The organism is Pseudomonas glycinae, from assembly GCF_001594225.2.
Taxonomy (GTDB): domain Bacteria; phylum Pseudomonadota; class Gammaproteobacteria; order Pseudomonadales; family Pseudomonadaceae; genus Aquipseudomonas; species Aquipseudomonas glycinae.
In genome coordinates this window covers 6,269,820-6,291,780 of sequence record NZ_CP014205.2, presented here as the reverse complement: position 1 = coordinate 6,291,780, position 21,961 = coordinate 6,269,820, and the positions used below count along the sequence as shown (strand labels likewise).

Annotated in this window: 13 protein-coding genes (1 of these 13 running past the window's edge); 4 read left to right on the top strand and 9 right to left on the bottom strand. The window is 62.7% G+C overall.

Annotation, left to right across the window (positions count from 1 at the left end):
• Positions 1-76: 76 nt before the first annotated feature.
• Positions 77-868: a CPBP family intramembrane glutamic endopeptidase gene (locus AWU82_RS28675; protein ID WP_064378788.1), complete on the bottom strand. Its 792-nt coding sequence runs from the start codon at positions 866-868 to the stop codon at positions 77-79.
• Positions 869-1,110: 242 nt separating this feature from the next.
• Positions 1,111-1,797, bottom strand: coding sequence for an isonitrile hydratase (inhA, locus tag AWU82_RS28670; protein WP_064378789.1), 687 nt, complete (start codon positions 1,795-1,797; stop codon positions 1,111-1,113).
• Between the two features lie 89 nt (positions 1,798-1,886).
• Here inhA and AWU82_RS28665 point away from each other — a divergent pair, with 89 nt between their 5' ends.
• The gene (locus tag AWU82_RS28665; protein WP_064378790.1) at positions 1,887-2,870 is read left to right on the top strand and encodes a GlxA family transcriptional regulator; all 984 of its coding nucleotides are present in this window, start codon (positions 1,887-1,889) and stop codon (positions 2,868-2,870) included.
• Here the strand turns inward: AWU82_RS28665 and AWU82_RS28660 are convergent.
• From AWU82_RS28660 to AWU82_RS28635, 6 genes are all read right to left on the bottom strand, one after another.
• The gene (locus AWU82_RS28660) at positions 2,839-3,738 is read right to left on the bottom strand and encodes an alpha/beta fold hydrolase (protein WP_064378791.1); all 900 of its coding nucleotides are present in this window, start codon (positions 3,736-3,738) and stop codon (positions 2,839-2,841) included. The genes AWU82_RS28665 and AWU82_RS28660 overlap by 32 nt on opposite strands.
• A gap of 12 nt (positions 3,739-3,750) precedes the next feature.
• A complete protein-coding gene (locus AWU82_RS28655; RefSeq protein ID WP_064378792.1) occupies positions 3,751-4,383 on the bottom strand; it encodes a BRCT domain-containing protein in 633 nt (210 codons plus the stop codon).
• A gap of 11 nt (positions 4,384-4,394) precedes the next feature.
• Entirely contained in the window at positions 4,395-4,784 is a 390-nt protein-coding gene (locus AWU82_RS28650; RefSeq protein ID WP_064378793.1) for a hypothetical protein, read from the bottom strand.
• Between the two features lie 308 nt (positions 4,785-5,092).
• Positions 5,093-6,922 carry a glycoside hydrolase family 15 protein gene (locus AWU82_RS28645; RefSeq protein WP_064378794.1) on the bottom strand — a complete coding sequence of 610 codons (1,830 nt, stop codon included), beginning with the start codon at positions 6,920-6,922 and terminating at the stop codon, positions 5,093-5,095.
• The gene (locus tag AWU82_RS28640) at positions 6,915-7,715 is read right to left on the bottom strand and encodes a glucose 1-dehydrogenase (protein ID WP_064378795.1); all 801 of its coding nucleotides are present in this window, start codon (positions 7,713-7,715) and stop codon (positions 6,915-6,917) included. The genes AWU82_RS28645 and AWU82_RS28640 overlap by 8 nt, the downstream gene beginning before the upstream one ends.
• Before the next feature lie 115 nt (positions 7,716-7,830).
• A complete protein-coding gene (locus AWU82_RS28635) occupies positions 7,831-8,838 on the bottom strand; it encodes a terpene synthase family protein (protein ID WP_190241533.1) in 1,008 nt (335 codons plus the stop codon).
• Between the two features lie 295 nt (positions 8,839-9,133).
• Here AWU82_RS28635 and AWU82_RS28630 point away from each other — a divergent pair, with 295 nt between their 5' ends.
• Positions 9,134-10,306, top strand: coding sequence for an MFS transporter (locus tag AWU82_RS28630; RefSeq protein WP_064378797.1), 1,173 nt, complete (start codon positions 9,134-9,136; stop codon positions 10,304-10,306).
• A 6-nt stretch (positions 10,307-10,312) separates the two neighbouring features.
• Here the strand turns inward: AWU82_RS28630 and AWU82_RS28625 are convergent, their stop codons facing one another.
• Positions 10,313-11,446 carry a cupin-like domain-containing protein gene (locus AWU82_RS28625; RefSeq protein ID WP_064378798.1) on the bottom strand — a complete coding sequence of 378 codons (1,134 nt, stop codon included), beginning with the start codon at positions 11,444-11,446 and terminating at the stop codon, positions 10,313-10,315.
• Between the two features lie 132 nt (positions 11,447-11,578).
• Here AWU82_RS28625 and AWU82_RS28620 point away from each other — a divergent pair, with 132 nt between their 5' ends.
• Both AWU82_RS28620 and AWU82_RS28615 read left to right on the top strand, forming a co-directional pair.
• Positions 11,579-12,316 (top strand): thioesterase II family protein, encoded by a 738-nt coding sequence (locus AWU82_RS28620; protein ID WP_190241532.1) that lies wholly within the window; start codon positions 11,579-11,581, stop codon positions 12,314-12,316.
• 179 nt (positions 12,317-12,495) lie between these two features.
• Positions 12,496-21,961: the 5' portion of a non-ribosomal peptide synthetase gene (locus tag AWU82_RS28615; RefSeq protein WP_064378799.1), read on the top strand. The gene runs 2,945 nt beyond the window's last position; only the first 9,466 of its 12,411 coding nucleotides appear in the window; its start codon is at positions 12,496-12,498; its stop codon lies beyond the right edge, outside the window.

Genomic DNA, 21,961 nt, shown 5'->3' with positions numbered 1-21,961 from the left:
AGGTTGTCGGCGGGGTCAGCCATTTATTGAAATTTTTTTTCATTTATATGTACGGCGTCGCAAAACGGCCCTTGCTTCAACCCGCGAGCATCGGATAGGTGAACAGGCCGAAATGCAGCAGGTTCAGGCCAAAATGCGTCGCGATCGCCGCACCGAGCCCGCCAAAACGGTAGGCCAGACCATAGCCGACACCCGCCAGGCTCGCCAGCAACACCCATTGCCAGCCAGCGCCCACATGCACCAGGCCGAACAGCAGGGACGCCAGCAGCAGCGCGAGGTTTTCGCCGTAAGGCAGGTGTTTGAAACGCCGGCTCAGGCCGCCCTGTATGTAGCCGCGAAACAGCGCTTCTTCGACCAGCGTCACCAGCAGCAGGTTGTTCAGCACCCACAGCCACGCCTGATCCGGCCATTTCGGTGCCCAGGTGATCATGCCCAGTAACACCGCGCCGCCCAACGCCAGAATCACGCTCAACGTCAGTGCCAGAGCAGTGGCGTAGACGGTCAGGCGCAACGAACGACGCGCGACGATCCACGGGCAGACCAATAGCAGCCAGAAGCCAATCAGCGGTTTGTCGAGATTCAGGTACATCGAGAACGGCACGGCATTGTCGGTGAAGCGCTGCGGCTCGATGGCCCGGCCGTTGTAGAAGCCCGGCAGCCAGTGCAGGGCCAGCGCCAGAGCCAGCACGATAAACAGGCCATGGCCGAGATAACGCCCGACCGGCACGGTTTGCTGGCGCACGGCGTAACCGGCGAAAACCAGCAGCGCAATGGAGATCAGCGCCAGCCAGCCGAGCTGGCCGAAACTCAGAGCCAATCCGTAACCAAGGCTGAGAAGCCCGAGATAGAGCCATGGCAGAGCTTTCATGGAAAGTCCTTGTGCACGATTTGTGGACAGGCTTTCTACACGGGTGGGGGCGAGGGGACAAGTGAAGGTGTGGCGAGAAACCGGGACAACACCCAAACCTGTGGCTGACACTGAGACCTGTGGGAGACCTGTGGGAGCTGGCTTGCCAGCGATAGCGGTGAGTCAGTCAATGAAGATATCGACTGTGCAGACGCCATCGCTGGCAAGCCAGCTCCCACAGGGATTTGTATAAGGCTGAAATGTCAGCGCAGATTGAGCCTTGCCGCCGCACGCTCGGTGATTTCCGTGCGCAACTTCAACGAAGGCGCCGCACGCTTGCGCGCCTCATCGACAATCGCGCTCGGCGCCGTGTCCGGGCTGCCCGAATCAAACGGCGGCGCCGGCGCATATTCCAGCTGCAACTGCACCAATTGCGCCGTGTCCGCACCGACCAGCTCTTGCGCCAGCGTCAAGGCAAAATCGATCCCGGCCGTGATACCGCCCCCGGTAAACAGATTGCCGTCGCGCACCACCCGATCCTTCACCGCAATCGCGCCCAGTGTGGGCAGCAGATCGTGATAGGCCCAGTGCGTGGTCGCCCGTTTACCCTGCAAAAGACCCGCCGCCCCAAGCACCAGCGAACCCGTACACACCGACGTCACATAACGCGCCTGCGCAGCTTGTGTCTTGATGAACGCCTGCGTCTGCTCGTCTTCCATCAACGGCCCGACCCCGGCGCCACCGGGAACGCAGATCACATCTAGATCCGGGCAATCCTCGAAGGTGGTGGTCGGTTTCAGCACCAGCCCGGTGCTGGCGGTGACCGGCACCAGATCCTTCCAGATCAGGTGCACTTGCACGTCCGGCAACGACGCCAGCACGTCGTACGGGCCGGTCAGGTCGAGTTGCTGCACCTGGGGAAACAACAGAAAACCGATCTGCAACGCCATGGTTCTTCTCCGTGAAAAGGGGGTGGACGGCTTCACTGTAGGCGCGTAGGTTTTGGCGCATACGCCAATCAGCCCACGAATTACGCCAAATGCCGAAAACCATCCACGTCCTCGCGTTCGCCAATGTGCAGTTGCTCGATGTCACCGGGCCGTTGCAGGTCTTCGCCTCGGCCAACGATATCGCCCGCCAGCAGGGATTGCCTGCGCCGTATGCGCCAACGGTCATCGCCAGCGGTGGCGGGGCGGTGAACTCGTCCGCCGGGTTGGCGATGTTGGCCGAGCCGCTGCCGCAGCAGCCCAGCGATACGCTGATCATCGCCGGCGGCTGGGGTGTTTACGCCGCTGCCGAAGACGCCGAATTGGTGAGTTGGGTGCGTGAACACGCCAACGGATGCCGGCGTGTGGCTTCGGTCTGCACGGGAGCATTTCTGTTGGCGGCCAGCGGCTGGCTCGACGGTCGCCGGGTCGTCACCCACTGGACCCGCTGCGAGCAACTGGCGCAGCAGCACCCGCAATTGCAGGTCGAACCGAATCCGATCTTCATCAACGACGGACCGGTCTGGACCTCGGCGGGCGTCACCGCCGGCATCGACTTGGCGCTGGCCATGGTCGAAGACGACCTAGGTCGCGACATGGCCCTGGACGTCGCCCGGCAACTGGTGGTGTTCCTCAAGCGCCCGGGCGGGCAGTCGCAATTCAGCGTGACGCTGTCGCTGCAAAAACAGGGCAACCGCTTTGACGATCTGCACGCGTGGATTGCCGAGCACCTGACCTGCGATCTGGGCATCCCGACCCTCGCCGAACAGGCCGGCATGAGCGAGCGCAGCTTCGTACGCCACTACCGCGCCGACACCGGCCAGACCCCGGCCCGGGCCATCGAACTGATCCGCGTCGAAACTGCGCGCCGGTTGCTGAGCGATACCGGACTACCGATCAAACGGGTCGCGGCCAATTGTGGATTTGGCAGTGAAGAGACGTTAAGACGCAGTTTCCTGCGGGCCATGGGGGTGACGCCGCAGGCGTATCGGGAGCGGTTTTCGGTCAGCGCTGGAGCAGATCCAGTAATGCCTTGAGTGTTTCGCCCGGCGCTTCCTCGGGGATGTTATGCCCGACACCCGCGAGCACCCGCCGTTCATAAGGCCCGGTGAAGTGGTGCGCATCTTCATCGTCCGCCGACGCCGGGCCAACGCCATCATCCGCACCGCACAGCGAAATCGTCGGAACGCTGATCGCCGGTTGTTTCTCCAGCGCCTGCTCCATCCACTCCAGCGCCGGATCGCCCAGCGCATACATGAAGCGATGGCGATAAGAGTGAATCACCACCTCAACGAAATCCGGGTTGTCGAACGCTGGCGCGCTCAACGGATAACGCTCGGCGTTCCGCCCCCAGGTCGGTGACCACAATTGCCACAGCAACTCGCACAGCGCCCGACGATTCTGCGTCAGCCCTTCAACGCCACGGGGTGTGTGGAAGTAATACTGATACCAGTAGCGATGCTCGCTCTGCGGATCCAGCGGCTGGACCGAATTCGGAATGTCTTGCAGGTTATAGCCATCGCCCGTCACCAACCCCCGCACACGCTCGGGAAACAGCGCTGCCACAATGCACGCCGCCCGACCACCCCAGTCGTAACCGCACAATGTCGCTTGTTCGATATCCAGTGAGTCCATCAGATCCAGCAGATCCTGAGCCAATGCCGCTTGCTGACCGGAGCGCAACGTGTCCGGGCTGTTGAAACGGGTTGGGCCGTAACCGCGCAGGTACGGCACGATTACCCGATAACCCTTGGCGGCGAGGGGCGGGGCGATTTCGTCGTAGGCGCGGGGAGAGTAGGGGAAGCCGTGGAGCAGGATGACCGGCGTGCCGTTTCCCGGGCCGTGATGCTCATAAGCGATGGTCAGGCTTTCAGTCTTGCAAAACTGCATCACGGCTTGGGTCATCTCTCTCTCCCGTTATCCGAATAACACCTTCTGCCAATGGTCTTCGCTGATGATGGCAATCGGCACGCCGCTGTCGCGAAGCTCAACTGCTTTCTTGATCTTGGTGCCATAGCTGCTGTGAAGCCATTGATCATTACCGATGCTGCCTACCACCAGATAATGAATCTTTTTGCTGACAGAACCACCGATCAATCCACCTCGCTCGACAATCAACGCCTCACAGTTCTTGCGGGGTCCGTAGGCCATGACACCGGTGAAGAGAAAGACACGATCAGCACAGCTCAATGCCGGAGCAGGGTTGTCCAGAGGCAGAGAGGTTGAGGCGACGAAGGGTTGCTGTGCACCGACTGGAAGACCTGCGAACTGGTGAAGCATTTCCAGCAACTCGACCGACTCTTCTGCATCAAGAACGCCGTCACTCAGCATGTCGGCGAGACGCTTATAAAGGATGTTGACGACCGGATCATTCAGATGGATCAAGTGCGATTCGATCCAGTTCTTGAGAAATTCGGCTTCCTGCTGATTGATCTTGCCGTCTGCTGCAAGCCCGGCGGCGATTCCAGTCAGCGCGTCGACGGAGCGACGGTCGATTCGGGCTTGATGAAAGAAACTGCTGTTCTGAAACTCCTGATGCAGATCGACCATTGCGCTTCTCCTTAAGCTTCGGCTTCCGCCACCTGATTGAAATACTTGCTCCGATCCGGCGTAAACGTCACCACCATTTTCGTCCGCGAGCAGGTCAGCACCCGTTCGGCACTCAAATCGATATCCAGATCTTCCCCACGCAAACCCTGCCACTGAGCCAGGTATTTCAGCGATCCGTACTTTTCATTCTTCTTCAGGCTGCGACTGACCCCGCCTTTCCAGCCCAGTACCGGCAATTCATCGGCGCGGCAGCGTTGGGCGAGGCCGGGGAAACGGGCGGCGCGCTGGCGGCCGATTTCCCAGCATTTGATCAGGCCCTTGTCGGCGGCTTCCCACAGTTCGTCGCGGGTCAGGCCAGACCTCAATGGGGAAGCGATGGGGCGGTGGATGCGTTGGCTCATTCTGGTTCCTTGAATCGGGTTTTTATTGGACAGCTCCGCTGTGCCCGTTGCGGTGGATGGTAGGGGGGGATGTAACAGCTGGCAACAAGGTATTTCGAGGTGTAAGTGCGAGTTGCGGGCCAAGCGTTACACGGGGTTGGCAGGTTTCTGTAGGCCGCGCCATCAACCAGTTGTATTGAAAGGAATCGATTGTGTGGGCCAGCCCTTCAACCACAAGGCTCAGGGGTGTTTGCCGTTCGTAGGTGGCCATCCTACAAACGGCGGTTGGAGTGGAGATCTTTCTTACAGCGTGTGGCGAAAAATGATGACTATGGCTGCCAGTAATTTTTCTCCCCGCTCAATTTGCGATCGAGAAAACTCGCCGCGCTGATCAGCGCCAGGTGGGTCAACGCCTGGGGCGTGTTGCCCAGATGCCGGCCACGATTGTCGAATTCCTCCGCATAAAGCCCCAACGGATTGGCATAACGCAGCAGTTGCTCGAACTCCAGATGGGCCTTTTCCACTTGCCCGGCGCGGGCCAGGCATTCGACGTACCAGAACGAGCACGCGGCGAACGCGCCTTCGGTGCCGGACAAACCGTCGATGCCTGCATCATCGTTGCGATAGCGGTAAACCATGCCGTCGCGCACCAGATGTTTCTCGATGGCTTCCAGCGTTGCCAGCCATTTCGGATCCTTGGCGCTGACGAAGCGCACCAGAGGCATCAGCAGCATCGAGCCATCCAGCGCGGTACCGCCCTGGTACTGCACGAAATGCCCACGCTCTTCGTTCCAGAAATTGTCCCAGATGTCGGCATGGATGGCCTGACGGGTCTGATCCCAACGGGCGAACGGTGCCGGCAGCGAGCGTTTCGAAGCCAGGCGGATCGCCCGGTCCAGCGCCACCCAGCACATCAGCCGCGAATGCAGGAAGTGATGTTGCTCACCGCGCATTTCCCAGATGCCTACATCCTTGGTCTGCCAGGTCTCACAGACCTGATCGACCACTTCCATCACATGTTTCCAGCCTTCGTGGGAAATCGCGTCGCCGTACTTGTTGACCAGATAAACGGCGTCCATCAGTTCGCCGAAGATATCCAGTTGAATCTGGTCGTACGCGCCATTGCCGATGCGCACCGGTTTCGCGCCGCCATGGCCGGCCAAATGCGTGAGTTCGGTTTCCGGCAGTTCCTGGCGGCCGTCGATGGCGTAGAGGATATTCAGCTTCATCGAAGATTGGCCGCTGCAATCGCTGACCCGCCCGCGCAGCCAGCGCATATAGGCGTTGGCTTCGTCGACAAACCCCAGGCGCATGAAGGCGTAAACGGTGAACGAGGCGTCGCGGATCCAGGTGTAGCGATAGTCCCAGTTGCGTTCGCCGCCGGGTGTTTCCGGCAGACCGAAGGTGGCGGCGGCAAGGATTGCGCCGTGCTGGCGCGAGGTCAGGAGCTTCAGGGCGAGGGCCGAACGGTTGACCATCTCCCGCCAGCGGCCGCGATAGTTGGACTGGCCGATCCAGTCGCGCCAGAACTTCAGTGTGCGCTCGATGCACAACTGCGCGGCGCCTTCGGCGAAGCGCGGATCGTCGCTGGCGCCGAGCATGAACGCGGCGGTCTGATCCTGCTTGAGAGTGAATTGCCCGACCGCCGCATCGTGATCGACGCTCAAGGTTTGATCCGAGGCCAGCCGCAGTGTCGGCTGCCCGCTGGCGCTGAACAGCACATCCTGTTTATCGATGACGGCGCGGGTTTCAGCGCGGGCATAGTCATGCCGAACCGCGCAGCGCAGGTGAAACGTCGCCTGTCCGCTGACCACTCGCACCCGGCGCATCAGCAGCGGCAAGGCATCGTCGTTGTCGCCGATGGGCAGCAGATCGGTGATTTCCACCACGGCGTGGTCGCTGAGCCAGCGGGTCTGCAGGACGTTGGTGTCTGGCAGGTAAATCTGTTCGCGCCGGGCATCGGGCAGGTCCGGGGCGAGCTGGAAAATCCCCGCATCGGGTGTGTCCAGCAGCGAACAGAAGATCGACGGGCTGTCGAACTCCGGCCAGCAGAAAAAATCCACGCTGCCCTTGTCATTGACCAGCGCGGCACTGCGCAGGTCGCCAATGATTCCGTGGGCGTCGATGGGGCTTTGTCGTTCGGATTGATGCTCAGCCATTGCCACGGAACTCCGGATAGAGGCTCATGCCGCCGTCGATGAACAGGGTGGTGCCAACGATGTAGTCAGAGACATCGGAGGCGAGGAACACCACCGCGTTGGCCACGTCCTCGACATCACCGATGCGTCCGTAAGGGATGAGTTTGAGCAGGTCCTGGCCCGCATCGCCTTCGGTGGCGTCCTTATTGATGGCCGTGCGGATCGCCCCCGGCGCGATGCCGTTGATGCGGATGCGCTGGTGGCTGACTTCCTGGGCCAGGGTCTGCATCAACTGATCGACGCCGCCCTTGGACGCTGCGTAATTGACGTGCCCGGCCCAGGGAATGCGCTGGTGCACCGAACTCATGTGGATGATCTTGCCGGCGGCCCGGGACACGCCTTCGCGCACGCCCTGGCGGTTGAAGATCCGCAGCGCGGCGCGGGCGCAGAGGAACTGGCCGGTGAGGTTGACGCCGATCACCGCGTTCCAGTCGGCCAGCGACATATCCACAGCCGCCGCGTCTTTTTGCAGACCGGAATTTGCCACCAGAATGTCCAGTGTGCCGAAGGTGTCGAGGGTTTGCTGGAACAGCCGCTCAACGTCTTCTTCTTTCGAAACATCCGCGCCAATCGCGATGGCCTGACCACCGTCGGCGACGATCTGCCGGGCCAGCGCTTCGGCCGGCTCGGCTTGTCGGTTGTAGTTGATGACGACAGCGGCACCGGCAGCGGCCAGGGCTTTGGCGGCGCCGTGGCCGATGCCGGAACTGGCGCCGGTGACCAGTGCCACCTGACGGGCGAGGGAAATCTGCATGAACGGTCGCGCCTTATGCGGGGATCTGATCTGCTGACCGGCATCCTTGAGTCAGAGTTCAGCGTGAATGCGCAGGGGCACGTAATCAAGTCGAGTCCCGCAGGGCTGTACGGGTTCAGATATGGTACCGGGCACTGTGTTTATGCCACTCCAGATTGCCGCCGATCCATGTACTCAATCCGGTGAGATAGCGCCGCAATACCGGCGAGCGCGTGCCTTTCATCAGCGTTGCGTGCAGGCGTTCGTATTCTTCCATCACTGCGTCATGGATATCGGCTGCCAGGTCGATTGCCTCTTGAAGCGAACAGTTGTGCCTGGCTGCCAGCAGATAAGGCAGCTTGAAGTCGCCGGTTTCGTTCAGGTGCTCTTTGTAAGCGGAATACAGATCGTTGACCAGAGTGGTCGCCAGCGAGGCCAGTGCGGTGACGTGGTGAATGTCTGGACGGGAATACGTATTGGCCGGGACTTCGTAGCCGCCGATCAGGTCGATCAGTACCAGGCATGGCCAGAAGCTGTTGACCTGCCGACTGGCCAGGTATTCGGCGACGGTGGGTTGAGTGCCATAGAGGCGCCAGGGACCTTCCGCCGCCATGGTGACGAACATGGCGATGGTGATCTGGCGCACCCGGGCGACTTGCGAGGGCGTGCAGAATTGGGCGACCCGTTTCATGTAGGCCAGCAATCCCCTGATTACCGGGTCGCACATTTGCTGCTTCAGGAGTTCTTTGTCGAACGGCGCAGGCAAATAGACCGGATCGATCGCGGTGAGGGCGAACGACAAGCTTTCGGCCACTGTCTCGGGGCGACCGCCGAGGGATTGATCGTCGCAATAGTGATCGTCCACCGCAAACAACGCCGCAAAGCATTGCGCCACGAGTAACAGTCGATCCGGATTATTCGTGTCGGCATGGCACAGCATTGCATAGCGACCGAAGTCGCTGGCGCGGATTTTTTCTTCCTTGCCGGCAAAAATCCCTATGTTCGATATCCACTCCATCAGGCGTTCGTTGACTTCCTGGCCCAACGCCTCATCAATGCGCGTAGGCGGCGGGCAGCGTACGGCACGGACGATAAAGGGGGCAGTGGCGCTGCGTGGCGTCCGGGCACTGCTGGATCGATTCATGGGGTGATCCTTTTCTCGGGGCCGATTGAGATGCTCACCGACGCGGTTCCTGTGCAGGGATGACAGGTCCATGTAAAACCTTTGACGGAATTTGCGCACCTGTCAGGTTTGACAGGTGCGCGGCTCAATGGACGAGCAGTCAACGACCTCCACTAAGCGTCAGGCAGGCAGTTTGCGAAGCCAAAACCCTGAATCTTTCGCGGGTGCATTCCCTTCACATTCCACCAACAATTCCTCGCTTCCCCGCCCGTCAGGCTTTGTGGCAACTTGGCCGCCCCTGTTGAGGCTGCATCCGATGGCAAACCCTTACCGCGAGTTGTTCAACGCCCCCGGCGCCCGGGCTTTTGTGATGGCCGCGATGATCGCGCGCATGCCGATTTCCATGACCGGTATCGGTGTGATCACCATGCTCTCGCAATTGACCGGCGGCTACGCGCTGGCGGGTGGGGTGGCGGCGACGTTTGCGCTGGCCACGGCGTTTTGTGCGCCGCAGGTGTCGCGGCTGGTGGATCGCTTCGGTCAGGGGAGGGTGCTGCCGGTGGCGGCGCTGATCGGTGGGGGCGCGTTGTTGATGTTGCTGTTGTGCACCCGTTTGCAGGCGCCGACCTGGACCCTGTTTGTCTGCGCAGCATTGGCCGGTTGCATGCCAAGCATGTCGGCGATGGCGCGGGCGCGCTGGACCGAAATCTATCGCGGCCAGCCGCAGTTGCAGACCGCTTATGCGCTGGAGTCGGTGCTCGACGAAGTCTGCTTTATTGTCGGCCCGCCGCTCTCGGTAGGGCTGTGCGTCGGCGTGTTCCCCGAGGCCGGGCCGCTGGCGGCGCTGTTGATGTTGGCCATCGGCGTCACGGCGTTCGTCGCCCAGCGCAGCACCGAGCCGCCGGTGCATCCGCACGAATCGCAGCATCAGGGTTCGATCATTCGTTCCACCGACGTGCAATGGCTGCTGGCGTTGATGCTCGCCATGGGCGTGATTGTCGGCGTGGTGGATGTGGTCAGCGTCGCGTTCGCCCAGCAGCAGGGCCAGCCGGCGGCGGCCAGCATCGTGTTGTCGGTGTACGCCATCGGCTCCTGTCTGGCCGGTATCGCCTTCGGTGCGATGCGCTCGAAACTGCCGTTGCCCAGGTTGTTTCTGTATGGCGGGATCGCGACGGCGGTGACCACGCTGCCGCTGTTGCTGGCGACCAACATCCTCGGGTTGTCTGTGGCGGTGTTCATCGCCGGGCTGTTTTTCTCGCCGACCCTGATCGTGGCCATGGCGTTGATCGAGCGCATCGTGCCGCCGGCCAAACTCACCGAAGGTCTGACCTGGCTGGTCACCGGTTTGAGCATCGGCGTGGCCATCGGCGCCGCCGGCTCCGGCGCACTGGTGGATGCCTTTGGCGCGCGGAGCGGTTTCTCGCTGGCGATTGCCGCCGGTGCGGTGGTGCTGGGCTCTGCAGTGCAGAGCTTTCGTCACCTCAAATAATCCCGGTTACCAGCCCCGGCCCGAGTTCACCCAGAAATTGACCGACAACGAAGTCGATACGGACTCCACCTGATGGAACCAGCCTTCGGGCAGGAACAGCAGATCACCAGCCTCCAGTGTAATCCGCAGGAATGTCACGTCGCGTGCGGCGGGGAAGCGCTCATAGTCCGGCGCATCCGGGTTGAAATCACAACCATCCAGGCCGCCTTCCGGCGCGGTGGACCAGGTGCCCAGCGCTTCGCGGTGGTGGGGCGCGGCGAGGGTAAATTTCTTCTGGCCCCAGACCTGGGCGAACAGGTTGTCGGAGTCGTCGCGGTGCAGCGGCGTCAGCGTGCCCTTGGGGCCGATCCAGATCCGTGGCGGGATGAACAGCGAGGCATCGAAGTAGGGCGGGTATTTGATCTGCTGCATCAGCGCGGCCGGCAGGATGTTGTTGCCCATATACGCCGGCGGCTCGCCGTCCGCGCCCTTGACCGCCGGGCTGTCCAGCGAAGCGATGAAATCGGCCATCGAGGTGGAGCGGAAATCCCGTTCGGTGGAGAAGGTTTTCTTCACGTAATCGCCGTGGCGGGTGATGCCTTGCAGTTCGGCGAAATGCACCAGCGACTCTTCGCGGCTGAGCTTGAACAGCGGCCAGTCGTGCAAGGCATTGCTGATGACCACCGGCGTGCCGAAGGGCAGGTAGCGCTCCTCGAATTCCTGGCGCGACAGTTCGCTACGCGGTCGGCGCTCGACGACGGTCTGCACCGGTCGTGCGGCGGTGATGCTTTCACTGCGGCGCGGCGGTGTCGGGTAGCGCTTGTTCATGTCGACCTTTTGCGCCGGCGCCCCCCCGTAGCGGGCCTGGTCGATGATCTGCGGCAACATCGTCGCCAGACCCATGTTGCCGCCGATCTTCAGCCGACCGCTGGCGAACAGTTCCTCGACGTTGGCGGTGCCGCTCATGATCCCGGCAAAATCGTTTGGCGCCACCTCAATGGTCACGTCCGGGTTCGGGTGTCGACCGGCCTCGGTGCGGGTGCTGGCCTTGACCTCGGACCAGCACGTCAGCTGAGGCCCCAACACGAATTGGAAAACGCCTTCGATGCCGACGGCACCGGCATTGGCGAACAGCTTGCCCAGGATGGTCTGCAGGTCCACGGTGAATCCTCGTTGTTGTTTTGGCCTGAACGGTTAACGAGGGTTTGCCGGGGAAATTTAGCCACCCTCGACTAATTTGCCCGGCCGTTGATCCGTACCCTTTTGAAGAGACATTTTTTCGAGGGAAGCGTGGTGACCAACAAGTTGACCTTGCTGTGCCTGCCGTACTCCGGCGCCAGTGCCATGGTCTACAGCCGCTGGCGGCCCAAGCTGCCGCAATGGCTGCAACTGCAACCGGTGGAGCTGCCAGGGCGTGGCGCGCGGTTCGACGAACCGCTGCACACCGACATGCGCGCACTGGCGATGCAACTGGCCAGGGAGTTGCGCCCGACGCTCAAGACGCCTTATGCATTGTTCGGCCATAGCCTGGGCGCGCTGATGGCCTGCGAAATCGCCCATGCGCTGCGGGCGCTGGGCTGTCCGGAACCGGTGGCGCTGTTCGCCTCGGGCACCGCTGCGCCGACCATGCGCGCGGATTACGATCGCGGTTTTGCCGACCCGAAGACCGACGCCGAACTGATCGACCAGTTGCGCACGCTCAACGGCACCAGCGAGGAAGTGCTGGCCAACGCAGAGTTGATGAGCCTGACCCTGCCGATCCTGCGCGCGGATTTCCTGCTCTGTGGCAAGTTCCAGCCGCTGCAGCGCCCGTTGCTCAATTGCCCGGTGCATGTGCTGGGCGGCAAGGCCGACAAGGCCACCACCGAGCAATTGATCGGCTGGAGCAAGGAAACCTCGGGCAGCTTCTCGGTGGACATGCTGGCCGGCGGGCACTTCTTCATTCATGAGCACGAAGCCCGAGTGCTCAAGGTGATCAAGGATCAACTTGAGGTGCATCACCGGCGCCACGCGCTGGCCGTCAGCGCCTGAGTTTCAACTGGCGACTGCAGGCTCTCTGCCCGCAGTCGCTTCCTCTTGTGGCTTGCAGCTTCGAGCTTGCAGCTACCCTTCTGACACTTCTTCTCAATCGCTAATTTTTCCGGTCTGCATTCGTTTTATAGGGACGACGTGCCTTTGTGCTGCCTGCCTACTGATCCGGATGCCAAGAAATGAATGCAGAAGACTCCTTGAAACTCGCTCGCCGGTTTATCGGGTTGCCCCTGGAAAAGCGCCGGATGTTCCTGGCTGCCCTGGCGAAAGAAGAGGTGGATTTTTCCCGGTTCCCGATTCCCGCAGGCGTCGAGGCCGAGGATCGGCAGGCGCTGTCGTATGCCCAGCAGCGCATGTGGTTTCTCTGGCACCTGGACCCGCAAAGCGGCGCCTACAACTTGCCGGCGGCGGTGCGCCTGACCGGTCGCCTGAACCAGGCAGCGCTGGAGCAAGCGTTCGCGAGCCTGATCGAACGCCACGAAACCCTGCGCACGGTGTTTCAGCAGCAGCCAGACGACAGCCTGCTGCAAGTACCGCTGCAACAACCGCTGGACATCCAGCGCATCGACCTCAGCGATTTGCCCGCCGCCGAACGTGAAACCCTTGTGGCCGCTGCCGCGCAGGAGCAATCGCTGCTGCCGTTCGACCTGGCCAACGGCCCGTTGCTGCGGGTGCGCCTGTTACAGCTGGCCGAGCAGGAACACGTGCTGCTGCTGACCCTGCACCACATTGTGTCCGATGGCTGGTCGATGAACGTGCTGATCGACGAATTCTGCCGCTTCTATGACGCCCACGATCAGGGCCGCGCTGCCGAGCTGCCGCCGCTGGCGGTGCAATACAGCGACTACGCCCTGTGGCAGCGCCGCTGGCTGGAGGCCGGCGAACAGCAGCGTCAACTCGACTACTGGCTGGCGCAGATGGGCGACGAACACCCGGTGCTGGAATTGCCGGTGGACCGCCCGCGCCCGGTGCTGCCGAGCAATCAGGGCCGACGTCTGGAAAGCGTGGTGGACGCTGCACTGGTCGAGCAACTGCGCGGCATCGCCCGTCAGCACGGGGTGACGCTGTTCATGCTGCTGCTCGGCACCTTCAATATTCTGCTGCACCGTTACACCGGCCAGACCGACCTGCGCGTCGGCGTGCCGATCGCCAACCGAAACCGCCGGGAAATCGAAGGGCTGATCGGCTTCTTCGTCAACACTCAGGTGCTGCGTGTCGAACTGGACGGCCAGACCTCCATCGCCGATCTGCTGCGTGACCTCAAGGAAACCGCCCTCGGTGCCCAGGCCCATCAGGACTTGCCGTTCGAACGTCTGGTCGAGGCGCTGAAACTGGAGCGCAGTCTCAGTTACAACCCGCTGTTCCAGGTGATGTACAACCACCAGCCGGAAGTCGCCGACGTCACCACGCTCAAGGTCGGCAGCGGTCTGGAGCTGGGCGTCATCGAGTGGGAAAGCCGCAGCACCCAGTTCGACCTGAGCCTGGACACTTACGAAAAAGGCGGGCAACTGCACGCGGCGTTCACCTACGCCACGGATCTGTTCGAGCCTGAAACCATCGAGCGTATGGCGCGCCACTGGACGAACTTGCTGCGCAGCCTCGTCAGCGATCCGCAGCAGCGTGTCGGTGACATCGCGCTGTTGGAAACGACCGAGCTGGAACAACTGACTCAGGACTGGGGCCGCCACGATACCCAGTGGCCGAGCGAGCGCCCGGTGCATGAGCTGTTCGAAGCCCAGGCCGAGCTGACGCCGGATGCCGTCGCGCTGATTTTCGACGGCCAGCGCCTGACTTACGCCCAGCTCAACGCCCGGGCCAATCGCCTGGCGCGCAAGCTGCTGGCGCAAGGTGTCGGCCCGGACGTGCTGGTGGGTGTGGCGGTTGATCGCGGACTGGAACTGATCGTCGCCATCCTCGCTGTGCTCAAGGCCGGTGGCGCTTATGTGCCGCTGGATCCGCAATACCCGCGTGATCGCCTGCTGTGCATGATCGAAGACAGCGGCAGCCGTTTGCTGCTGACCCAAAGCCATTTGCTCGACCGTTTGCCGGTACCGCAGAACGTCCGGAGCCTGTGTCTGGATCAGGCCGAAGTCTGGGCGCACACCGACGAAAGCAACCCGCAACGCACCGTGTGGGCCGACAACCTGGCCTACGTGATGTTCACCTCCGGCTCCACCGGTCGCCCGAAAGGCGTCGGCATCAGCCACGGTGCCCTGAGCAAGCACGCGTTCACCTCGCAGCATTACTACGACCTGAGCGCCGCCGATTGCGCGCTGCAATTTGCGACCTTCAATTTCGATGCCTTCGGCGAGCAACTGTTCGGCCCGCTGATCTGTGGCGCGTCGGTGGTGCTGCGCGGCAACGAAGTGTGGGACAGCGAAACCCTGTACCGGAACATTGTTGAACACGGCATCACGGTCATGGACCTGACCACCGCTTACTGGAACATGATCGCCAAGGAATTCGCCGCCGCCGGCCCGCGTGACTACGCGGCGCTGCGTCAGGTGCACAGCGGTGGTGAAGCGATGCCGCCGGAAGGCGTGCAGGCCTGGCGTCAGGCCGGGCTGGAACACGTCAAACTGCTCAACACCTACGGCCCGACCGAAGCCACCGTCACTGCGACCACCCTCGATTGCAGCGACTACGTCTTGGGTCGTCAGCCGTTGCCGTTGACCCTGCCGATCGGTCAGCCGTTGCCGGGCCGTCACACTTATCTGCTGGATGCTGACGGCCAACCGACCCCGGTCGGTGTGGTGGGTGAACTGCTGATCGGGGGTGAATTGCTCGCACGCGGTTACTTCCAACGCGCCGATCTGACTGCCGAACGCTTCATTCCCGATCCGTTTTCCAGCACCGGGGCGCGCCTGTATCGCACCGGCGACCTGGCGCGTTACAACGCCCTCGGCCAGATCGAATACGTCGGCCGGGTTGACCATCAAGTGAAGATCCGTGGTTTCCGTATCGAGCTGGGCGAGGTCGAAGCGCGCCTGCTGGAACTGAACGACGTCAGCGAAGCGGTGGTGCTGGCAGTGCAGGGTGGCAGCAGCCTGCAACTGGTGGCGTATGTGGTGCCAAAAGACACGTCCGTGGTTGCAGCGACGGTCGACGAACAAGGCGCGGCGCGTGAAGCAATCAAGGCGCAGCTCAAGGACAGCCTGCCGGACTACATGGTGCCGACGCAGCTGCTGTTCCTCGCCGAACTGCCTCTGAGCCCGAACGGCAAACTGGACCGCAAGGCCTTGCCGGCGCCGGACGCCAGCCAGATGCAGCAGGCGTTCGTCGCGCCGCGCAGCGAGCTGGAGCAGAAAATCGCCGGCATCTGGCAGGACGTGCTCAAACTCGAACAGGTCGGCCTCACCGACAACTTCTTCGAACTGGGCGGCGACTCGATCATCTCGATTCAGGTGGTCAGCCGCTCGCGTCAGGCCGGCATTCATTTCAGCCCCCGCGACCTGTTCCAGCACCAGACCGTGCAAGGTCTGGCCAGCGTTGCGCAGCAGGGCGGTGGTGGCGTGAGCATCGATCAGGGCCCGGTCACCGGCGAGCTGCCGTTGCTGCCGATCCAGCAAGTGTTCTTCGAGGACCCGATTCCCCAGCGTCACCACTGGAACCAGGCGGTGCTGCTGCGCAGTCATCAAACCCTGAACGCCGAGGCGCTGTTGCAAGCGCTGAACGCGTTGCTCGCGCACCACGACGGCCTGCGTTCGCGCTTCGTCGAAAGCGCCGAAGGCTGGCGTGCCGAAGTCGCGCCAATTGCGCACGATCCGGAACTGTTGTGGACCGCCGACAAGTTGGCCGACGGCGAACTGCAAGCGCTGTACGCCAAGGCCCAGCAAAGCCTGAACCTGCAAAACGGCCCGCTGCTGCGCGCGGTGCTGGCGACCGTCGCCGATGGCAGTCAGCGTCTGTTGCTGGCGGTGCATCACCTGGTGGTGGACGGTGTGTCGTGGCGGATTCTGCTGGAAGACCTGCAACTGGCGTATCAACAGGCTGCGCAAAAAACCGCAATCAAACTGCCATCGAAAACCAGCGCGTACAAGGCTTGGGGCGAGCAGTTGCAAGCCTATGCCGCAACCGAAGCGCTGCAGGCCGAACTGGGCTTCTGGAAGCAACAACTCGATGGCGCGGCACTGGATCTGCCCTGCGACAACCCGCAAGGCAGTCTGCAAAGTCGTCACGCCTTGGTGCTGCACAGCCGCCTCGATAAAACCTTCACTCAGCAGTTGTTGCAACAGGCCCCGGCCGCTTACCGCACGCAGGTCAACGATCTGCTGCTGACCGCACTGGCGCGGGTCATCAGCCGCTGGACCGGCCACGCCGACACCCTGATTCAGCTGGAAGGCCATGGCCGCGAAGACCTGTTCGACGACGTCGACCTGACCCGCACCGTCGGCTGGTTCACCAGCCTGTTTCCGGTGCGCCTGACCCCGGCGGATTGCGTCGCGGCAGCGATCAAGCAGGTCAAGGAACAACTGCGGGCGATCCCGAACAAGGGCATCGGTTTCGGTGTGCTGCGCCATCTGGGCGACGCGTCCACCCAGGCCAGCCTCAAGGCGCTGGCCATGCCGCGCATCACCTTCAACTACCTCGGCCAGTTCGACGGCAGTTTCGATGTCGAGGACGGTGCACTGTTCAGCCCGGCCGGTGAAAGCGCCGGGCTGGAGCAAAGCCTCGACGCGCCGCTGGACAACTGGCTGGGCGTCGAAGGTCAGGTCTACGACGGCGAACTCGACCTGCGCTGGACCTTCAGCCGCGAGCAATTCAACGAGGCGACCATCGCCCGTCTGGCCGAGGATTACGAACGTGAACTGCAAGGGTTGATCAGCCATTGCTGCGATGCGGATTCGATGGGCGTGACGCCGTCGGACTTCCCGCTGGCGCGCATTGATCAGGCACAACTGGACGCGATCCCGGTGCCGGCCGCGGGTATCGAAGACATCTATCCGCTGTCGCCGATGCAGCAGGGCATGCTGTTTCACACCTTGTACGAGCAGGGCACCGGCACTTACATCAACCAGTTGTGCGTCGATGTCGACGGCCTCGATCCCGAGCGTTTCCGCGCGGCGTGGCAAGCGACCATGGACGCTCACGACATCCTGCGCAGCGGCTTTATCTGGCAGGGCGAATTGCAGGAACAACTGCAAATCATCCATCGCCAACTGGCGCTGCCGTACACGCTGCTCGACTGGCGCGAGCGCAGCGACATCGCCCAGGCCCTCAAGGATTTCACCGCCGCCGATCTGGCCGAAGGTTTCGACCTGACCCAGGCCGGGCTGCTGCGCGTGACCCTGATCCGCATCAGCGACCAGCGTCATCACCTGATCTTCACCAACCACCACATCCTGATGGACGGCTGGAGCAGCGCGCAGATGCTCGGCGAAGTCCTGCAGCGTTATGCCGGCCAGCAACCACCGCGTCCGGTCAGCCGTTATTCGGATTACATCCAGTGGCTGCAACGTCAGGACGCGGCGGTCAGTGAAGCGTTCTGGCTGCAACAACTGGCGGACTTCCACGAGCCGACGATGCTGGCACAAGCCGCTGTCGGCGGTGGCGAGGTGCGCAGTGAAGTCGGTCATCTGCTCAAGCACTACGACCTCGATGCGTCGCGCACCCGGCGCTTGAACGCGTTTGCCCGTGAGCAGAAAGTCACCGTCAACACTCTGGTGCAAGCCGCGTGGCTGTTGCTGTTGCAGCGCTACACCGGCAGCGCCTGCGTGGCGTTCGGCACCACCGTGGCTGGGCGTCCGGCGGAACTGGTGGGGATCGAGCAGCAGGTTGGTCTGTTCATCAACACCTTGCCGGTGATCGCCGGCAGTCGTCCGGACCAGACCGTGGCCGCGTGGCTGGCGGCGGTGCAGGCGCAGAACCTGTCGCTGCGCGAGTTCGAACACACGCCGCTGGCGAGCATTCAGCGCTGGGCCGGGCAGGGCGGCGAGTCGCTGTTCGACACGCTGCTGGTGTTCGAGAACTTCCCGATTTCCGCAGCGCTGCAACACGGCACCGCCCAGGGCGTAGTGTTCGGCGAAGTCGCCAACCAGGATCAGACCCACTATCCGCTGACCCTCGGCGTGACGCTGGGCGAAACCCTGGCGCTGCACATGAGCTTCGACCAGGCGCATTTCAGCATCGCCACCGTCGAACGTCTGAGCGCGCAACTGCTGCACCTGCTGGAACAGTTCGCCGAATCCGCCGAACGTCGTCTCGGTGAAATCGCTTTGGCCACGGCTGACGAACATGCGCGGCAACAGGCGCAGAACCATCCGCAGGCGTATCCGACCGATATCGCCGTGCACCAGCGCTACGCCCGTTTGGCCGCGCAGCAACCGGATCGCACCGCGGTCATTTTCGATGGCAAGCATTACAGCTATGGCGAACTCGATGCCCGCGCCAACCGTCTGGCCCATGAACTGGTGGCCCGTGGCGTGCGCGCCGAAGTGCGGGTCGGCGTGGCGATGCCGCGCGGCGAAGGCCTGATCGTTGCCTTGCTGGCGGTGCTCAAGGCCGGCGGCGCCTATGTGCCGCTCGACACCAGCTACCCGCGCGAGCGTCTGGCGTACCTGATGCAGGATTCCGGTCTGGCGCTGCTGCTGACCGATTCCCGTGTGTCGGCGCAACTGCCGATCGACGACGCCATGAGTGTGCTGGAACTGGACCGCCTCGACCTCAGCGGCCATTCGGCGCAGGCGCCGGTGGTGACGATCGATCCGGACAATCTGGCTTACGTGATTTACACCTCCGGTTCCACCGGCAATCCGAAAGGCGTCAGCGTCACCCACGGGCCGCTGGCAATGCACTGCCTGGCCATCGGTGAGCGCTATGAAATGCGCGACAGCGATTGCGAATTCCACTTCATGTCGTTCGCCTTCGACGGCGCCCATGAGCGCTGGCTCACCAGCCTGACCCACGGCGGCTCGCTGCTGATTCGCGACGACAGCCTGTGGACGCCGGAGCAGACCTACAACGCGATGATCGAGCACGGCGTGACCGTGGTCGCGTTCCCGCCGGTGTATCTGCAACAACTGGCCGAACACGCCGAACGCGTGGGCAATCCGCCAAAGGTGCGGATCTACTGCTTCGGTGGCGATGCGGTACCGAATGCGAGTTTCGAGCGAGTCAAACGCGCGCTGAATCCGGAGTACATCATCAACGGCTACGGCCCGACCGAAACCGTGGTCACGCCGCTGATCTGGAAGGCCGGTCGCGATGTGCCGTGCGGCGCCGCGTATGCGCCGATCGGCAGCCGTATCGGCGACCGCAGCGCCTATGTGCTCGACGCCGACCTGAACCTGTTGCCGCAAGGCATGGCCGGCGAGCTGTACCTCGGTGGCAGCGGCGTGGCCCGTGGTTACCTGAATCGTCCGGCGATGACCGCCGAGCGTTTTGTCGCGGACCCGTTCAGCACAACCGGTGGCGTGCTGTACCGCACCGGCGACCTGGTGCGCCAGCGTGTCGACGGCACTTTTGATTATCTGGAGCGTATCGACAATCAGGTGAAGATCCGCGGTTTCCGCATTGAACTGGGCGAGATCGAAGCCAGCCTGCAAGCCCTCGACGGCGTGCGCGAAGCGGTGGTCGTGGCCCAGGAAAGCGCCGGCAGTAAACGGCTGGTGGCGTACGTGGTCGGCGACTCGCAACAGGCGGATTTCGCCGAGCAACTGCGGGCGCAACTCAAGGCCAGCTTGCCGGCGCACATGGTGCCGGCCTATGTGCTGATCCTCGAGCGCATGCCGCTGACGCCGAACGGCAAACTCGATCGCAAGAACCTGCCGAAGCCTGACGTCAGCCAATTGCAGCAAACCTACGTGGCGCCGCAAAGCGCGCTGGAACAGCAACTGGCAACGATCTGGCAGGACGTGCTGAAGCTGGAACGCGTCGGCCTGACCGACAACTTCTTCGAGCTGGGCGGCGATTCGATCATCTCGATCCAGGTGGTCAGCCGCGCCCGTCAGGCCGGGTTGCGTTTCACCCCGAAAGATCTGTTCCAGCATCAGACCATTCAGGCGCTGGCCAATGTGGTGCAGACCGGCGATCCGGCGCAGCCGATCGATCAGCAACCGGTGACCGGTGAAACCGCGTTGCTGCCAATTCATCAGTGGTTCTTCGCTCAGCCGATTCCCGACCGTCATCACTGGAACCAGTCGGTGATGCTCAAGACCGCTCAGCCGTTGGATGCGGTTGTGCTTGAGCAGGCGCTGAATGCGCTGGTCGTGCATCACGACAGCCTGCGCCTGGACTTTGCCGAGCAAGGGCAGGGCTGGACAGCGCAGTACCGCGACGTCGAAACCCAGGCCGGTGAAACGGTGTTGTGGCAAGTCGAGGTCGCCGATCTGGCGGCTCTCGAAACGATCGGCAATCAAGCCCAGCGCAGCCTGCAACTGAGTGGCGGTTCGCTGATCCGTGCAGTGCTGGCAAACCTGGCTGATGGCAGCCAGCGTCTGCTGCTGGTGGTTCATCACCTGGTGGTGGATGGCGTGTCGTGGCGAATTCTGTTCGAAGACCTGCAAAGCGCTTACCGGCAGATCCAGTCGGGGGCAGCCGTGCAGCTGCCGGCCAAGACCAGTGCGGTGAAAGCCTGGACCGAAGCGTTGCAGGACTACGCCGGCAGCGCGCCGTTGCAAGCCGAGCTGGGCTTCTGGCAGCAACAGTTGCAAGGCGCATCCAACGCGTTGCCGTGCGATAACCCGCAAGGCGGCCAGCAACATTGCCGGGCGGTGGCGATCCGCACGCCGCTGGACAAGACCCTGACCCGTCAACTGCTGCAAGAGGCCCCGGCGGCCTACCGCACCCAGGTCAACGACCTGCTGCTGACCGCGCTGGCGCGGGTGATGGTGCGCTGGACCGGTGACGACAATGTGCTAGTGCAGCTGGAAGGCCATGGTCGCGAAGACCTGTTCGACCACGTCGACCTGACCCGCACCGTGGGCTGGTTCACCAGCCTGTTCCCGGCAAAACTGACCCCGACCGCCGACCTCGGCGCCTCGCTGAAACAGATCAAGGAACAGCTGCGGGCGATCCCGAATAAAGGCATCGGTTTCGGTGCCCTCGCGCATCTGGGCGACGACCACGCCCGCGCTACCCTGCAAGCGCTGCCGACGCCGCGCCTGACCTTCAACTATCTGGGCCAGTTCGACGGCAGTTTCGAGGCCGGTGATGCAGCGCTGTTCCTGCCGACCAGCGAATCCGGCGGCGAAGAAGTGAATATGCAAGGCCCGCTGGGCAGTCCGCTGGCCCTCGACGGCAAGGTGTTCAACGGCGAACTGGACCTGAGCTGGACCTTCAGCCGCGAGATGTTCGAGCCGGCGACCATCCAGCGTCTGGCCGACGATTACCTGCAAGAGCTGACCGCGCTGATCGCCCATTGCTGCGACAGCGCCAACCATGGCGTGACCCCGTCGGACTTCCCGCTGGCGACCCTGACCCAGGCCCAGCTCGACGTACTGGCGCCACAGCCGCAGACCATCGACGACATCTACCCGCTGTCGCCGATGCAGCAGGGCATGCTGTTCCACACCCTGCTCGAACACGGCAACGGCGACTACATCAACCAGATGCGTCTGGACGTCGATGGCGTCGACCCGCAGCGGTTCCGCGCGGCGTGGCAAGCGGTGGTGGATGCCCATGACATCCTGCGCACCGGTTTCGTCT

Bases quoted from the DNA above. Each gene is read 5' to 3' on its own strand.
- AWU82_RS28655 (WP_064378792.1), bottom strand. From the start codon at position 4,383: ATGGTCGATCTGCATCAGGAGTTTCAGAACAGCAGTTTCTTTCATCAA.
- AWU82_RS28640 (WP_064378795.1), bottom strand. From the start codon at position 7,715: ATGCAGATTTCCCTCGCCCGTCAGGTGGCACTGGTCACCGGCGCCAGT.
- AWU82_RS28675 (WP_064378788.1), bottom strand. From the start codon at position 868: ATGAAAGCTCTGCCATGGCTCTATCTCGGGCTTCTCAGCCTTGGTTAC.
- AWU82_RS28665 (WP_064378790.1), top strand. From the start codon at position 1,887: ATGCCGAAAACCATCCACGTCCTCGCGTTCGCCAATGTGCAGTTGCTC.
- inhA (WP_064378789.1), bottom strand. From the start codon at position 1,797: ATGGCGTTGCAGATCGGTTTTCTGTTGTTTCCCCAGGTGCAGCAACTC.
- AWU82_RS28660 (WP_064378791.1), bottom strand. From the start codon at position 3,738: ATGACCCAAGCCGTGATGCAGTTTTGCAAGACTGAAAGCCTGACCATC.
- AWU82_RS28630 (WP_064378797.1), top strand. From the start codon at position 9,134: ATGGCAAACCCTTACCGCGAGTTGTTCAACGCCCCCGGCGCCCGGGCT.
- AWU82_RS28635 (WP_190241533.1), bottom strand. From the start codon at position 8,838: ATGAATCGATCCAGCAGTGCCCGGACGCCACGCAGCGCCACTGCCCCC.
- AWU82_RS28650 (WP_064378793.1), bottom strand. From the start codon at position 4,784: ATGAGCCAACGCATCCACCGCCCCATCGCTTCCCCATTGAGGTCTGGC.
- AWU82_RS28645 (WP_064378794.1), bottom strand. From the start codon at position 6,922: ATGGCTGAGCATCAATCCGAACGACAAAGCCCCATCGACGCCCACGGA.